The following is a 14,822-nucleotide window of genomic DNA, read 5'->3' on the forward strand; positions in this document are numbered from 1 at the left end:
CGGCTAGAGGCCCGCTATATCCTTTAACTCATTTTCCAGTAATTGTAGTTTAAGGATGACTGTATCCCATTTTTCACGCCACAGGGATAGCGGTTCGTCAGACTCCTTGGCCTGGGCCTCCAATCCACTAATGTCGCGGTAGTATTCCTGCGTTGCGAAATTCCCCAGTGCGCTTTTCAGCCTGTGAACGGCCTGAGCGAGCTCGTCGCGCTCGCCCTTGGCATAGGCATCATCGATACTTTGCAACATATCTGGAAGCTCATCGATAAAGAGCTGAGAGATGCTGGTGATGAGTGCAGGCTTGTTGCGGGTAATATCACGCAGGCGTTGTTCATCCAGTATCATGTGTCTATCGTCCTCTACCGCCGGTTCTGGCAACGACGTGCAGTCATCTATAAATGCCAGTGTAGCTGCTTGTGATGAGAGTTTCGCCGTTGCAGGTCTCATTCTGGTTGGCGCCGCTCGCTGGGCCGGCGGCTGTAGTTGATGTACGTTCCCACTCGCTGGCGAGCTGGACTCTATGTTTGCTGTGCTTGCATCGGTATGTTTGCCATTAACGTGATCCGTTCTCTGGCTTGCCAGTGGTGCTGGCTCAGCAACGAGTAATTCGGTAGTTACGGTGAATGTCGTGCCGCGGTTCTCCGTGCTGGTGACGTCAATACGGCCGTTCATGATGGCGACGATGTGGGAGACAATGCTCAACCCTAAACCGTTGCCCCCGTAGCGGCGAGTGCTGCCACCGTCAGCCTGAACAAAGGGCTTGAAGACATCTTGTTGTTTTGATGGCGGGATACCGATGCCGGTATCGGTAACGGACAGGCAAAGCTGACCGCGAGAAGCAGACGTCGCCGACCAACTAATTTTAACGTCTATGTTCCCTGACTGGGTAAACTTCAAAGCATTGCTAAGCAACTGCTTTAACACCTGCGTAAGTCGTGTGGCATCGCCGTGCAAGGTGCGTGGCACATTGCTGGAAAACGCTACGGTAAATGCGAGCCCTTTCTCCCTGGCCGCATCAGCAGATGATTTCAGTACCGTGGAAAAGACATCGCGGGCGCTAAAGTCGTCGTTGTGAAGACAGAGTTGCCCGGTGTTTGCGCGCGATAATTCTAATATGTCATCGATAATAACAAGCAGGTTTTGCCCAGAGTTTTCGATGATGTCGAGGTACTCTTGTGTTCGGTCGTCACTGACCGACCGTTTTAGTATGCTCGCGATACCCATAATACCATTCAGTGGTGTGCGGACTTCATGGCTCATATTGGCCAGAAACTCGCTTTGTAGCCGGCTATTTTCCTCGGCTCGCTCTCTTGCTGACTCCGCCTCGAAGGTGCGCTGCGCGACGGCTTTCTCAAGCTGGGTATTATCGTCGATAAGCTGGTCGAGCATGCCGTTAATCGCGCGACCCAAAACCGCCATTTCATTGTGACCGCTCTCATCGGCCCGCTTGCGCAGATCGCCTGTGCGAATGCGCTCAGCGGTTTGCGTTAGCTTCGCCACAGGGCGATGAATGATCGCTGCTGCACGCAGGGCAATAATTATGCTGAGCCCGGCAATCGCAATAATGAATATGTTGAGACGCGATAGCATGGCTTTGGCAGGGCCGAGTATCTCGCTGATATCGCGCTTAACAATAATTCCCCAGTTCAACTCGGGAAGGAATTGCCCCACTAAGAGCACAGCTTCGCCGCGATAATCAAAAACGTCGTAAGCCTCTTTATGGTTGCTATTAAAGGGCGCGCGAAAGGGGTTGTAGGTCAATTCGCCACTGTCGTTATATCGGCGTTTGTGTAGCGCTTTGACTCGAAGGTCCTGGTCGGGTTGGATCAGTATTGATTCGCCGGTTTCACCCATGCCGCTGTAGTCGGTAAATATATGCAGTAGTGGCTCAGCATTTGTGTACAGACGAATCCGGCCGACAAATTTTCCGCTGTGGTAGATAGGGGCTTCATCGACGAGCAGCGCCTGCCCATTGGTGTCGTGGGATAAAGAGATCTCAGAATATCGGCGGCCGTCGGTGGGTGTCTGGGCATGATATCCCGCACCAAACACGCGACTCTGCAGTGTATTAGCGGGGCCATAGATATGCGCCTCGGTCACGTTTGGCGCTAGGGAAAGCGCCTCTTCCAGCGCTGAGCCCAACCTGTTGTTGTCGGCATCGCCCTGCCACACCGCGTAGGCCGCCTGCGTCACAGCGGGTGCCTGGGCAATCATTAGCATTTGTTGTTTGTGTTGATTAACTTGATTGAGTAGGCGTTCTCGCTGGATGTCACTTAACGCTGTTAGCTCCCGCATAGCGGCGGCCTTTAGGTGAGCGACGGACATGGAATAGTCCACTGCACCAAAGAACAGCAGCGGCAGGAGTGCGAAGCCGCATAAGATCAGCGTTAATTGCTTGCGTAATGACATTAGCTATGTCGGTGCCAACCACTTAACGCCGCAGCGCTGAGAAGCAAGATCGCTAGCATAGCGATGCCGCTCATGATGCTAATTTCAGTCGGCGCGACAGCCGCACTCACGCACAGAAGTAAGACATTTGCGAAGATAGCGAGTCCCGATGGTTGCTTGCGTTCCATGGCGGCGAATCCCTTGTGGCGTTCAATGTGAATTAGAGTATCTGAGATGTTTATCAGAGAGGGGATTCGAGTTTGTACCTAGCTGATATTCGCATAACGAAGTTGGGGCTTCGCCGAGTCGTGATGCCGGCAAATCATAGCGTGTGTCCGCGCTCTGCCTGCGTGAGTTCCCGCTCAGATTAGTACAATTACGAATACTTAGGCTTTCGTGAAGTCTATGTACTGAATAGCGTTGGGGACTCTAAAAATCAGCAGTGCAGCGAGAAAGTCGGAGCGGGGCTATGGCGAACATTTTAGCGGTAGACGATTCACCATCTATTCGGAAGCTGGTGTCTGCCACGCTGAGTAAGGCCGGCCATAGTGTGGAATCGGCAAGCGATGGTCAAGAAGGATTGGAGCTGGCGGAAGCCAATGCCTACGACGTGGTCATTACCGACGTCCACATGCCGATAATGGATGGTATTACGCTTACCGAAAATCTTCGCAAGTTGGATACCTGTCGGTTTACCCCCATTTTAATCCTGACGACCGAGTCGGCGTCTGATATGAAGCTGCGTGGCAAACAGGCCGGTGCAACAGGCTGGATAGTGAAGCCGTTTAACCCTGAGTCGCTGATAAAGGTTATTGATCGCGTGCTCGGCTAGGAGTTGAGATATGTCCATTGATATGGATATGAAGGAAATCCACGATATCTTCTTCGAAGAAAGCGAGGAAGGTATCGATGTAATGGAGTCCGGGCTTCTGGGGCTGGAGCCTGGGAATGCTGACCCAGAGCTTATCAATACGATTTTCCGAGTGGCACATTCGATAAAAGGTGGTGCCGCAACGTTTGGCTTCACAGCAATTTCAGAATTCACTCACGGTGTTGAAACACTTTTAGACCAGCTGCGCAGTAATCAGCGGGCGGTGAGTGAAGACCTTATCGAAGTGTTACTCGGCGCCGTTGATTGCGTGCGCGGTATGCTCGCTGCGCTTAAGGACGACGCTGAGCTCGATCTGAATTCCGTGACGGAGTGCCAGGAGAAAATAAATGCCCTGTTGGGCAGTGCGCCGGTCACTTCAGCGGCGGACTCTGTTGCTGACACCGATGAGGTAATGGCGCAAAGGCCGGGCGTGAAAACCTGGGACATCGAGTTCAGACCGGATGCGAATATATTCAAAACCGGCAATGAGCCTATTCGCATTTTTAGAGAGCTGGAGTCACTGGGGAAGCTAAATGTCTTCGCTGAATTGGCTGAGGATGTCGAGTTTGATTCCGTCGACCCGGAAAATTGTTACTGCGGCTGGGTTCTGGAATTGGAAGCCGACGTAGACGCAGAGGCGATTGAGGCAGCGTTTGAATGGGTGAAAGAGCAGTGTGATTTAAAAATACACTGCCGGAACCCGCAAGCTGCTGCAGCAGCCGATACGGGCGCTGTTGAAAGCGCCAATACCGTTGCCCAACTTGAGCCGCCGAAAAGTGAATCTAACGCCGCGAAGCCGGCAGCCGCGCCCGCCGCCGCTAGCCGGGACTCGGGGTCGATTCGCGTTAATATCGATAAAATTGATGCTCTGTTGAATCTCGTTGGTGAGCTGGTTATCACCCAATCCATGCTGGCGCGGTTTGGCGAGAATGGTGGTGAGAGAGGTGCGAACTCCGGTCTGCGCGATGGGCTTATGGTGTTGGAACGTCACACTCGGGAGCTGCAAGAGAGTGCGATGCAAATACGCATGCTGCCGATTAGCAGCAGCTTTAGTCGCTTTAAGCGCTTGGTTCGGGATATCAGTAGTAAGCTGGGCAAGAAAGTAGAGCTCGTATTATCCGGAGAAGACACTGAGCTGGATAAAACCGTTCTCGAAAAGATGAGCGACCCGTTAGTACACCTGGTGCGAAATTCCTTAGATCACGGCATAGAGATGCCCGAGCAGCGCCTCGCGGCCGGTAAGCCGGAAGTGGGCACGCTTAAACTGAGCGCGTACCACGAAGGCGGCAGTATCGTTATTGAAGTTGAAGATGACGGCGCGGGCCTGAATGCCAAAAGAATTCACCAAATCGCCATAGAGCGTGGTGTGGTGAGCGAAACCGAGCAACTCAGTGAAGAGCAAATTCATCACCTAATCTTCCAGCCAGGCTTTTCGACAGCCGAGGCCGTGAGCGATTTATCTGGCCGCGGTGTGGGTATGGATGTCGTGCGAAGAAACATCGCCGACCTGGGTGGCCGGATTGATATTCACTCCGAGCAAGGAAAAGGCTCCTGTCTGAAAATTCGCCTGCCCCTCACACTGGCTATTCTCGATGGTCAGCTCGTGCGTGTGGGCGATGATGTCTACATCTTCTCACTAAGGTCCATTGTCGAAACGGTGCTTGTGCCGCCAAACCAGATAAAGCGTTTGGCTGGGGGCTCTGTTGTCTATCGGCTGCGGGAGGATTACATCCCCGTGGTGAGATTGCGTGAGCGCTTTAATTTAAATTGCTCTGCACCAAGAAAAACGTACCTCGAGAGCGATGGCGAGTTGATGGTCGTCGTGGAAAGTGATGGAAAGCGCTTGGGGCTATTTGTCGACGAGCTGTTAGATCAGCAGCAGGTCGTCATTAAAAGTCTTGAGGAAAACTACATGCCGGTCACCGGCCTAGCGGGCGCAACAATTTTGGGGGACGGCAACGTTGCCATGATTATCGACGTACCGGGCCTGGTACGCGACGCAGGCGATGCCAAAGCCAATGACTCTAACGCCGCTTAAAAAGTAGGGGAAATCGAATGACAAGTGAATATAGCAACAGCCCTGACGATCAGTTGAGCGCCGGCGATGCCAATCAGTATCTGACCTTTGTTCTGAATGGTGAAGAATACGGCGTCGAAATATTGCGTGTGCAAGGTATTCAGGGCTGGGACACCGTGACGCCAATTCCGAATTCGCCTGACTTTGTGCTTGGTGTCATGAATTTGCGGGGCGCTATCGTTCCAATTATCGACCTGCGAAAGCGTTTTAATATGGAGACCATACCCCACGGTCCGACTACGGTGATTATTGTTGTCAAAGTCGAGAGCGCTGACAAGCCGAGAACCATTGGCATGGTGGTGGACGGGGTATCGGAAGTGTATCGCTTGGATGATGCCAATATACAGGCCTTGCCTGAAGTCGGGGCGAGCGGCGTGAGTAGTGACTATGTAAAAGGCTTGTCTACCGTCGATGAAAAGATGCTCATTCTTCTAAATATCGACAAGCTTTTCTCCGGCAATGAACTCAACCACGACGCGCCGACGCCTATGGCGAAAACAGCGTGAGAAAACGCGATGGCAGATGAAGAATTTATTATTCTATTGGGTGATGAGCCTGAACAGGGCTCGGGCAGCGATATAAACAGCCCAGAACCAGAACAAGGAGCGGCCACTCCGAACACCGAAGACGACGGTTTTGTTGTCCTGCTTGGCAGCGAAGACGGTGAGCCCGGTGGTAAGTCACTTCCCAGTGAACTTGTTATTGCCAGTGCCGGTTCTCTCTATCAGGTTTTGGCAGAATTTGCTGCCGCGGCAGACGGCGATATCAGCATTGATGCGTCGGCCGTTGAGCAGGTCGATAGTGCCGGTCTGCAGTTATTGGCGCTGTTTCGCCAGAGTCAACAGAAAACCGGTCGGGAGGTTAGCTATCAAGGCTTTCCTGACGACATCGATACCGTGATACGTCGTGCAGGGTTCGCCTCGTTGTTGGCCGCATGACACCGCAAGTGGGAACCCGCGAAAGAGGCTTTAATGGTGGTACTCAGTCGAGAGGTAAATCACGGTATGTTACCGAGGTCGGAAGAGGACCGGCGAGTACTGTCTGTATATGCTGCTCAATTACGCGCGGTCGCATCGGAGCTGGAAGAGGAAGCCTGTGACATTATTCTTCTGTTCATGGAGATTACTTCAGCATTGGATCGGATGGAGCGCGATGGCGGTAGTGAGCCCGAGGCCGTTGAGGCGGTTCGCAGCGCATTAAATACCATTACAGAGCGCTTACAGATGTTTGATGGCAGTGCTCAGCGTCTTGGGCATATTGCAGACAGCGCTGAGCGAATGAAGACATTGGATAGCGACCATTCTGAGCTTGCAACATTAGCCAGCAGCTACAGCTGTCCGGTAGAACATGAGGTGCATGGCCAGGTATGTAATGAGGCTGGCGGCGCACCAGACAAATAGTAGAGCCATGACAACGGGCGGAGCGCGTTTGCTTGAATATGCCAAATCGCAATCGAAGTGAAATCTCCGAACACTATCCAGGCGTATCCTGTCACTGGGACAGCGTACACAACGTGTATGCGGTTCGCGTTCTGCCTGGCCAATACTACGTGACAGACCGCAGTGATCAAATGATTTCAACCGTGCTGGGGTCGTGTATCGCAGCGTGCATTCGCGATCCGGAGATTGGGGTGGGTGGTTTAAATCACTTTATGCTGCCTGGTGGTGACGTCGCTGCAGATGGCGTGGCGGCGCGCTACGGTATTTACGCAATGGAGCATTTAATCAACGACATTATCCGTCGTGGCGGCGATAAAAGGCGCTTGGAGATCAAGCTGTTCGGCGGCGGCAAAATAATGCGAGGACTCACTGATATTGGTGCAAAAAATATCAAATTTGTTCGAGAGTTCCTCAGTGTGGAAGGCTATCCGATAGCTGCCGCTGACTTGGGTGAGAGCTTTTCCAGGAAGGTGAATTATTTCCCCACTACGGGTCAGGTGCTAGTGAAGAGATTGCGCTCTCTACATGCACAGCAAATTGCCAGAGAAGAAACCGATTACGGTAAAACATTGGTTGAGCAGCCGGAGTACGGTGATATTGAACTCTTTGACTAGGGCCGGTTAATACCGTTTGAATTTCACCTGCTGAAGGATGTTTCGCCTATCGCTGGGCGGAGAAGCGACGTTTGGTGGACCTGAATATTTAAGCGGAAAATGCCTGGAGAATGTCTTCAGCGCTGGCTTTGATGTCGCCGATAATCTCTGTCGCCTGACTTGGGTCCAGACCTAAAGTCTGCCACGCCGTGTCCAGAATCGGCGCCGCCTCAGAAAAATCGTCGCTGTCTAGCTCACATAATACAGCGAGGCTATTTGCGATATGCACCACATATACCAGGTCTGGAATATCCTCCAGTTTATTCGGTGTGTGGTGAGCAAGAATACTCTCTTGGATCGACGTCGGCAGTGACCACTGACTGGCTAATTCGTAGCCGACGTCGCTGTGGTCAAAGCCAAAAAAATCTTGCTCAGTTTTATAAGTTTCCAGACCGTCGTTGTCGAGCAGCGACTGTGAGAAACATTGTTCGCCACGCTCTTTTGTCGCGTTATATAAAATAAGATCGCCAATATCGTGTAGCAGGCCTGCGGTAAACGCCACGCCGGGCTCAACCTTCCGGCAGATGTTGGCAATATTCTGGGCGATAAGCGCGGTATAAATACTGTGGCGCCAAAATTCGTCAATCGAAAAGGCGGCGTTTTCGACGCCTTCGAAGCAGCGTGCCACCTCGATTCCTGTGAGTACTTGATTGATCGTGCGCGAACCAATGCGGGTAATGGCTTTAGGGACGGTGTCGACCTCTGAGACACTGGGGAAGGCAGCACTGTTTGCCACTCGAAGTAACTTCGCGGTTAAAGCAGGGTCTGATTCAATGAGTTTTGCGACGTCTCGAACGGATCCATCTTCGCTATTAATCACTTTTCCAACTTCAATGGCGATGCTGGGAAAAGACACCAGAGAGCTCGCATTTGTTACCAGTGATTTTGCACTTTCCATTGGCGTAATCCCGGACAAGTTATTTTACAAACAGTCTCATTCGCAGCGCCTTTTCAACAATAGGTATGTTCACTAATTGGGAGTTTCGCAATGTGTGTGCTCAAATTATCAGCATAGAAGTATTGCGCAATTTCGATGAAAAAAGGTGGCTAAGCATGAACATACTTGTGGTCGACGACAGTGCGGCGATGAGAAATATGATTATCAGAACATTGCGTCAAGCAGGCTTCGACGGCAATGACGTTTCTCAGGCTGAAGATGGCGCCATCGCCTTGGAAATGGTGAAAGGCCAGTTGCCTGATTTAGTCCTCGCAGATTGGAACATGCCAAATATGACCGGCATAGAGCTTTTAGAAGCCATGAACGAGGAAGGGCTGAAAACCAAATTTGGGTTTATAACAACCGAAGCCACATCGGAAATGCGTGCCAAGGCCACAGCCGGTGGCGCGAAGTTTTTGATTTCAAAACCGTTCTCTGTGGACTCCTTTCAAAAAGTACTAAGTGCAATCATGTAGAAGGTAAATCCCATGGCATCACTGTTAAAACCCAAAGCCGGTTCGGTAGCGAGTATGCTCGCCATGCTTTTCGGCGTCGATGACTTAGAGGTCGGCGACGGTGATGCGTCTTTGCCATCATCTGCGATAGGCGCGAGCTATGTCGATGATGAGGGTGCACTGGTTGCTATGCTCGTTGCCGATTATTCATTCGCCGCATTTTCGGGGGCCGCACTTTCTATGATTCCCAAAGGTGGCGCTGAGGACATGGCTAAGGACGAGGATCTCTCCGAAGGTGTACGGGCTAACTTCTACGAAGTGGCAAACATTTGTTCGCGATTGCTGATGAATGATCAATCCACCCATATAAAGCTGGCAGAGCTAGTCGAAGGCGCTGCATTGGCAGATGCCGTTGGCACCCTAGAGGGCTCAGCGGTGATCGGTTTTACTGTGCCGATTCCACGCTATGGTAATGGCAAGTTGTATTTCGTCGTCTCGTAGCGATGAGAGCGGTAGAAGCGACTGGCGTCGCACGGATGTTCTATTTGTCTGCGGGACTATTATTCCTGTTGCTGGCATTGGCTGGCGTGTTTTTGCCACTGCTCCCGACCACTCCCTTCTTGTTGCTTACCGCAGCATGTTTTTCAAAGAGTTCTGAGCGCTGTCATCAGCGCTTGTTGGCAAGCCGTCTTTTCGGTCCGACGATAAAACGCTGGGAGCGTCAGCGCTGCGTAAACTGTCGAACAAAATGGATCGCCGTTTTGTCAATGCTTGCGGTTGGGGGATGCTCGGTTGTCTTTGCGGTGCCAACACTCGCCGGACAAATCGCCTGTGCTGCCTTAATGGCTGTTGGTGGCGCGGTGGTGATTTCTCTGAAGACTTGTATTCCCCACTGACGTTTATCGTAATCGCGGTAGGTGCCATTACTTATGGTCTGTGAGGCAATCGCTGTGATGTACTCAAATTGAAGTTTCAGTGCCTAATCAAGGGGCGTTGCTGTGAGTGCTGCGGAAGATCTGTCTGACGTGAAATTTGAATATCAATTCAAAGATCGCGACTTCAATAAGCTGAAAGAGATCGTGTACGCGCGTACAGGGATTACTTTAGGGGAAGAAAAGCGCCAGCTCGTATACAGTCGCTTTGCCAAGCGTATCCGCAAATTGAATCTTCAAAATTTTTCGGAATACATCGAGTACTTTGAGAAAAATGAGGAATCGGAAGTCACCGATTTTATTAACGCCATCACGACGAACTTCACCAGCTTTTTCCGAGAGCCACATCATTTCGAGTTTCTTAAAAACTTTATTGCCGAACGCGAGATGGCGTCGAGGTATTGTCGTATTTGGTCCGCGGGATGCAGTAGCGGTGAAGAGCCATACAGTATCGCGATGACGGTGTTGGACAGCATTGCTAACCCGGATGCCTGGGATATAAAGATTCTGTGCACCGATATCGATACGTCGGTATTGCGCAAAGCAGAACAGGGCGTCTATGACGCAGCGCGCGTAGAAGGTGTTGATGAGCGTCTGCGGTCACGTTTTTTTCTACGCGGGAAAGGCGCGCGTAACGGATTAGTGAAGATTCGCGATGAGGTGCGCACCAATATGGTGTTTCGCCAACTGAATCTTTTAGATGAGTTCCCGTTTAAGAAGGGTTTCGATCTGATTTTTTTTCGTAATGTCATTATCTATTTTGATAAAGACACGCAAAGAAAAATATTCAGCAAAATTGCAAAACTACAACAACCTGGTGACGTGTTGATCATTGGCCACTCTGAAAATCTTGCGGCAGTGACCGACAAGTACGCACTGATCGGAAGAACAATATACCAACGACTAGATAATTAGCCGTCTCTCATGACCAAAGGGTTGAGATAGGGCAGCATAGATAGGTTCAGGAGAAGTCACATGGCAGCGCAGAATACAAAATCCGCAACAGCCCGCCGTACTACCGGCACTGCGAAAACCCCCCGTCGCAGCAAAGCCGACCAACAACAAGTTCAAGAGCTGGCGCGTTGGCGAACGGCCGTCGGTGGGGCCATGACCGCCATCATGATGGTCGACCGCGACCTCGTGGTCACCTATGTGAATGAATCCACACAAAAGTTACTTGCTAAGCACGCAGATGCGTTGGCGGCCACCTACCCAGGCTTTGATGCCAATAACATTGTGGGTACCTGCATCGATATTTTCCACAAGGATCCCGCCCATCAGCGCACCTTGCTCGCTAACCCAGCCAACCTGCCACATTCGGCCGATATTCATGTTAGCGAACTTATTTTCAATATCAACGTGACTGCTCAAATTGACGATAGCGGTAATTATATTGGTAATACGCTTGAGTGGTTAGATGTCACTGCTCAACGCGCTCATGAGGATAAGGTTGCGCGGCTACAAACAGCGGTAGATAGTGCCATGACCGCTATCATGATGGTCGATCGTGATTTGACGGTAACCTATGTGAATACGGCAACTGAAGCATTACTGCAGAAGCACGGCGCTGCGTTGGCATCGGTATATCCGGGCTTTGACGTGCAAAATATCGTCGGCACTTGCATCGATATTTTTCACAAGGACCCTCAACACCAGCGGCGCTTATTGGCAGACCCCGCCAACCTGCCGCACTCGGCCGATATCCATGTGGGCGACCTCACCTTCAATATCAACGTAACGGCGCAGATAGATGGCAAAGGTAATTACATTGGTAATACCTTAGAGTGGCTCGACGTGACAGACGTTCGAGCTAAGGAGACGGAGGTTGCACGTCTGCAGACAGCTGTTGGCTCGGCGATGACAGCGATTATGATGATTGACCGTGATTTTAACGTCACCTATGTCAACGAATCTACGCAGACCCTATTGGGTAGTCACCGAGAGGCTTTGGCGGCGATATACCCAGGCTTTGATGTCGACAATATCGTTGGCACTTGCATTGATATCTTCCACAAGAATCCCGCTCATCAGCGTAAAATGCTCGCCGACCCAGCCAACCTGCCGCATTCGGCCGATATTCACGTAGGGCACCTGACTTTCAATATTAATGTGACGGCCCAAATTGACGCCAAGGGTAACTACATTGGCAACACCTTGGAGTGGCTCGATGTTACCGAGCAGCGCGCACGCGAAACGCAGGTGGCGGCGTTACAGTCTGCGGTGAACGGCGCTGATGCTAACTTTATGATGTGCGACGCTGATCTGAATATTACCTATGCGAATCCGGCGGTTGTTGAAATGCTGAAAAACCGCGAAGCAATATTGCGCGAGCATTTCCCGGGCTTCTCTGCAGATAATCTTGTCGGCCAGTCCATTGACCAATTTCACAAAAACCCCGCGCATCAGCGCGGCTTGCTTGCCAATGTGGCCGCGCTGCCGGCGAAGGCAGAAATTAAAATTGCTGACCTGGAGTTTGAAGTGAACGCCACGGCAATTTTGGATGCAAACGGCGACTATATGGGGAATATGGTCGAGTGGAAGGATATTACGGAGCAGAAGGACGCCGAGCGGCAGATTGCCAGCCTGATTTCCGCGGCGGCGGAGGGGCAACTTGATCAACGCTTGGACGCGGAGAATTATTCTGGCTTTATGCAGCGGCTCGGGAAGTCTGTTAACGGGCTAATGGATGCCATTGTCGATGATCAGAATAATGCCGAACAGCAAATTAAAGAGCTGGTAGATAGCGCCATTGCTGGCCAGCTTGAAGCACGGATCGATCTGGAGGGGACGACCGGATTCCTGCAGCGTCTCGGTGCGGGTTTGAACAGCCTTATGGACACCATTGCTGAGCCGCTTAGAGAAAGCTCTCGGGTTATGGAGGCGCTTGCCGAAGGTGATTTGATGGAAGTGATGGCCGGCCAGTATCAAGGCCAGTTCGCGTCGATGCAGGATGCGGTCAACACCTCTGTGGGTAACCTGAAGGACATGGTGGTGCAGATTCGAGAGGCCGCGATGGGTATTCGCAGCTCCGCGTCTGAGATCGCGCAAGGGAACCTCGACTTATCGAACCGCACGGAGGCTCAGGCCGCGTCGCTGGAAGAAACGGCATCCAGCGTTGAGCAATTTACTGCGACGGTTAAGCAGAACGCTGAGAATGCCTCACAGGCAAATAACCTGGCTTCCGGCGCACGGGGCCAAGCCGAGAAAGGCGGCGATGTGGTTGGCCGCGCGGTCGATGCAATGCGCGAGATTAATTCTTCTTCGAAACGTATTTCCGACATTATCGGGGTGATCGATGAGATAGCCTTTCAGACTAACTTGCTTGCGCTTAATGCCGCCGTTGAGGCCGCACGTGCCGGAGAGCAGGGGCGTGGTTTCGCTGTGGTGGCATCAGAGGTACGTAATTTGGCGCAACGCAGTGCGGAGGCCGCCAAAGAGATTAAAACCCTGATTAAAGACAGCGTCGAGAAGGTCGAGGAAGGCTCAAGATTGATCGACGAGTCTGGCTCAACGCTTGAAGAAATTGTTCAAAGCGTGAAAAAAGTATCGGACATTATTTCTGAAATCGCGCTGGCCAGTCAGGAGCAGGCAGCTGGCATTGAGCAAGTGAATAAAGCGGTATCAGAGATGGATAAAGTGACCCAGGAGAATGCGGCACTGGTAGAGCAGGCTGCGGCGGCGAGTCAGTCAATGGATACCCTCTCTTCTGGCCTCAGTGATCGGATGAACTACTTCAAAATTGGTGACCAGGCCGAGGCGCCCATGGGCCATGGCGTAGCGCCTGCAAGCAAGACGGTGGCACCGCTGCGTAGCCCCTCCAGAGCGAAGCCCGAAGCAGCGGGAAGCAATGCAAACTATCACGGCGTAAGTGGTAAGCGCGTATCCGGCGGCGACGAGTGGGAGGAATTCTGAGTGCATTGAAAGTCACTCAGGGAAGGGGATAAGGCGTTCATTGGTTAGAGGTGTTTATGCCGGAGCAGCGTATTAAGGTATTGGTGGTTGATGATTCAGCGTTGATTCGGCATTTACTGACGGAAATTCTGTCTGCAGACCCGGGTATTGAGGTGGTCGGCGTGGCTTCAGACCCGTTTATCGCCAGAGAAAAAATTAAGCGGCTATCCCCAGATGTGATCACCCTCGATGTAGAAATGCCGCGCATGGATGGCTTACAGTTTTTGCGCAATATTATGCGCCTGCGGCCGATGCCTGTGGTGATGGTGTCATCCTTAACTCAGGCAGGTGCGGCAGTTACTCTTGAGGCCTTGGAGCTTGGCGCGGTGGATTTTGTCGCGAAGCCCGAGGTCGATGTTGCAGAGGGTATCAAGGCCTATGCCGACGACTTAATTGAGAAGGTTAAGGCGGCGAGTGTCGCCAATGTAAGCCGCTTAGCGAACGAGGTGGAGCACAAAAAGGTAGCGAGTAAAAAGGCGAAGAAAACGGCCTTGAACTTTGGTACTACCGATAAGATTTTGGCGATTGGCGCTTCCACGGGGGGAACCGAGGCGATCCGCGAGGTTCTACAAGGGCTACCTGCCGACACACCTGGCACGGTCATCGTTCAGCATATACCCGGTATGTTTAGCTCGGCTTTCGCCAAACGTATGGATGGCTGCAGCGAGATGACGGTATGTGAAGCGGAAGACGGTATGCGGGTGCTGCATGGTCACGTATATATTGCGCCAGGGGGCAAGCACTTAAGGTTGCGACGCGACGGTGCGCGCTATTATTGCGTGGTTGATGAGACTGAGCCGGTCAATCGTCATCGGCCCTCTGCCGATGTGTTGTTTGAGTCAGTGGCCCGTGAGATGGGCAAAAATGCAATGTGTGTATTGCTCACCGGCATGGGAAAAGATGGCGCCGCTGGCATGCTGGCGATGCGTGAGGCGGGCGCCCTGACGCTTGCTCAGGACGAAGCCAGTTCGGTGGTATGGGGGATGCCGGGCGCGGCATATCAATTGGGCGCTGTACAGGAATTGCTACCGCTGAAGAAAATTGCGCCTAGGCTCTCTGAGCTTTACCACGCCTCTAAAGCCAGCAAGGAGCTGGCGGTGGTGAAGGGGCATTAGTGTT

At 52.1% G+C, this 14,822-nt stretch carries 14 protein-coding genes; 12 read left to right on the top strand and 2 right to left on the bottom strand.

Translation table 11 applies throughout. The features are described 5' to 3' along the window. Positions 1-3: 3 nt before the first annotated feature. The gene (locus HNR64_RS04300; RefSeq protein WP_204995310.1) at positions 4-2,409 is read right to left on the bottom strand and encodes a hybrid sensor histidine kinase/response regulator; all 2,406 of its coding nucleotides are present in this window, start codon (positions 2,407-2,409) and stop codon (positions 4-6) included. A gap of 448 nt (positions 2,410-2,857) precedes the next feature. Here HNR64_RS04300 and HNR64_RS04305 point away from each other — a divergent pair, with 448 nt between their 5' ends. From HNR64_RS04305 to cheD, 6 genes are read left to right on the top strand one after another with little or no spacing between them, the layout of a single operon-like run. After that, the gene (locus HNR64_RS04305) at positions 2,858-3,220 is read left to right on the top strand and encodes a response regulator (protein WP_204995311.1); all 363 of its coding nucleotides are present in this window, start codon (positions 2,858-2,860) and stop codon (positions 3,218-3,220) included. A 10-nt stretch (positions 3,221-3,230) separates the two neighbouring features. Beyond that, positions 3,231-5,297 (top strand): chemotaxis protein CheA, encoded by a 2,067-nt coding sequence (locus tag HNR64_RS04310; RefSeq protein WP_204995312.1) that lies wholly within the window; start codon positions 3,231-3,233, stop codon positions 5,295-5,297. Positions 5,298-5,314: 17 nt separating this feature from the next. Continuing rightward, on the top strand, positions 5,315-5,842 hold the full coding sequence (locus HNR64_RS04315) for a chemotaxis protein CheW (protein ID WP_204995313.1): 528 nt from the start codon (positions 5,315-5,317) through the stop codon (positions 5,840-5,842). Between the two features lie 9 nt (positions 5,843-5,851). After that, positions 5,852-6,274 carry an STAS domain-containing protein gene (locus tag HNR64_RS04320; RefSeq protein WP_204995314.1) on the top strand — a complete coding sequence of 141 codons (423 nt, stop codon included), beginning with the start codon at positions 5,852-5,854 and terminating at the stop codon, positions 6,272-6,274. 33 nt (positions 6,275-6,307) lie between these two features. Beyond that, a complete protein-coding gene (locus HNR64_RS04325; RefSeq protein ID WP_204995315.1) occupies positions 6,308-6,736 on the top strand; it encodes a hypothetical protein in 429 nt (142 codons plus the stop codon). A gap of 38 nt (positions 6,737-6,774) precedes the next feature. Further along, complete coding sequence (gene cheD, locus HNR64_RS04330; RefSeq protein ID WP_239547620.1) at positions 6,775-7,389, top strand: chemoreceptor glutamine deamidase CheD; 615 nt, start codon at positions 6,775-6,777, stop codon at positions 7,387-7,389. 88 nt (positions 7,390-7,477) lie between these two features. Here the strand turns inward: cheD and HNR64_RS04335 are convergent, their stop codons facing one another. After that, the gene (locus HNR64_RS04335) at positions 7,478-8,326 is read right to left on the bottom strand and encodes an HDOD domain-containing protein (RefSeq protein WP_204995317.1); all 849 of its coding nucleotides are present in this window, start codon (positions 8,324-8,326) and stop codon (positions 7,478-7,480) included. Positions 8,327-8,481: 155 nt separating this feature from the next. Here HNR64_RS04335 and HNR64_RS04340 point away from each other — a divergent pair, with 155 nt between their 5' ends. The 6 genes from HNR64_RS04340 to HNR64_RS04365 all read left to right on the top strand — a co-directional run bounded on the left by HNR64_RS04340 (position 8,482) and on the right by HNR64_RS04365 (position 14,818). After that, positions 8,482-8,841 carry a response regulator gene (locus HNR64_RS04340; protein ID WP_204995318.1) on the top strand — a complete coding sequence of 120 codons (360 nt, stop codon included), beginning with the start codon at positions 8,482-8,484 and terminating at the stop codon, positions 8,839-8,841. Between the two features lie 12 nt (positions 8,842-8,853). Further along, complete coding sequence (locus tag HNR64_RS04345; protein ID WP_204995319.1) at positions 8,854-9,321, top strand: hypothetical protein; 468 nt, start codon at positions 8,854-8,856, stop codon at positions 9,319-9,321. Positions 9,322-9,356: 35 nt separating this feature from the next. After that, positions 9,357-9,716 carry a DUF454 family protein gene (locus HNR64_RS17525; RefSeq protein ID WP_353743900.1) on the top strand — a complete coding sequence of 120 codons (360 nt, stop codon included), beginning with the start codon at positions 9,357-9,359 and terminating at the stop codon, positions 9,714-9,716. A 102-nt stretch (positions 9,717-9,818) separates the two neighbouring features. After that, positions 9,819-10,667, top strand: coding sequence for a CheR family methyltransferase (locus HNR64_RS04355; protein ID WP_204995321.1), 849 nt, complete (start codon positions 9,819-9,821; stop codon positions 10,665-10,667). Between the two features lie 60 nt (positions 10,668-10,727). After that, the gene (locus HNR64_RS17325) at positions 10,728-13,664 is read left to right on the top strand and encodes a methyl-accepting chemotaxis protein (protein ID WP_204995322.1); all 2,937 of its coding nucleotides are present in this window, start codon (positions 10,728-10,730) and stop codon (positions 13,662-13,664) included. A gap of 56 nt (positions 13,665-13,720) precedes the next feature. Then, positions 13,721-14,818 (top strand): protein-glutamate methylesterase/protein-glutamine glutaminase, encoded by a 1,098-nt coding sequence (locus HNR64_RS04365; RefSeq protein WP_204995323.1) that lies wholly within the window; start codon positions 13,721-13,723, stop codon positions 14,816-14,818. The last annotated feature ends 4 nt before the right edge of the window (positions 14,819-14,822 follow it).

The organism is Spongiibacter marinus, assembly GCF_016906995.1.
Lineage (GTDB): Bacteria > Pseudomonadota > Gammaproteobacteria > Pseudomonadales > Spongiibacteraceae > Spongiibacter > Spongiibacter marinus.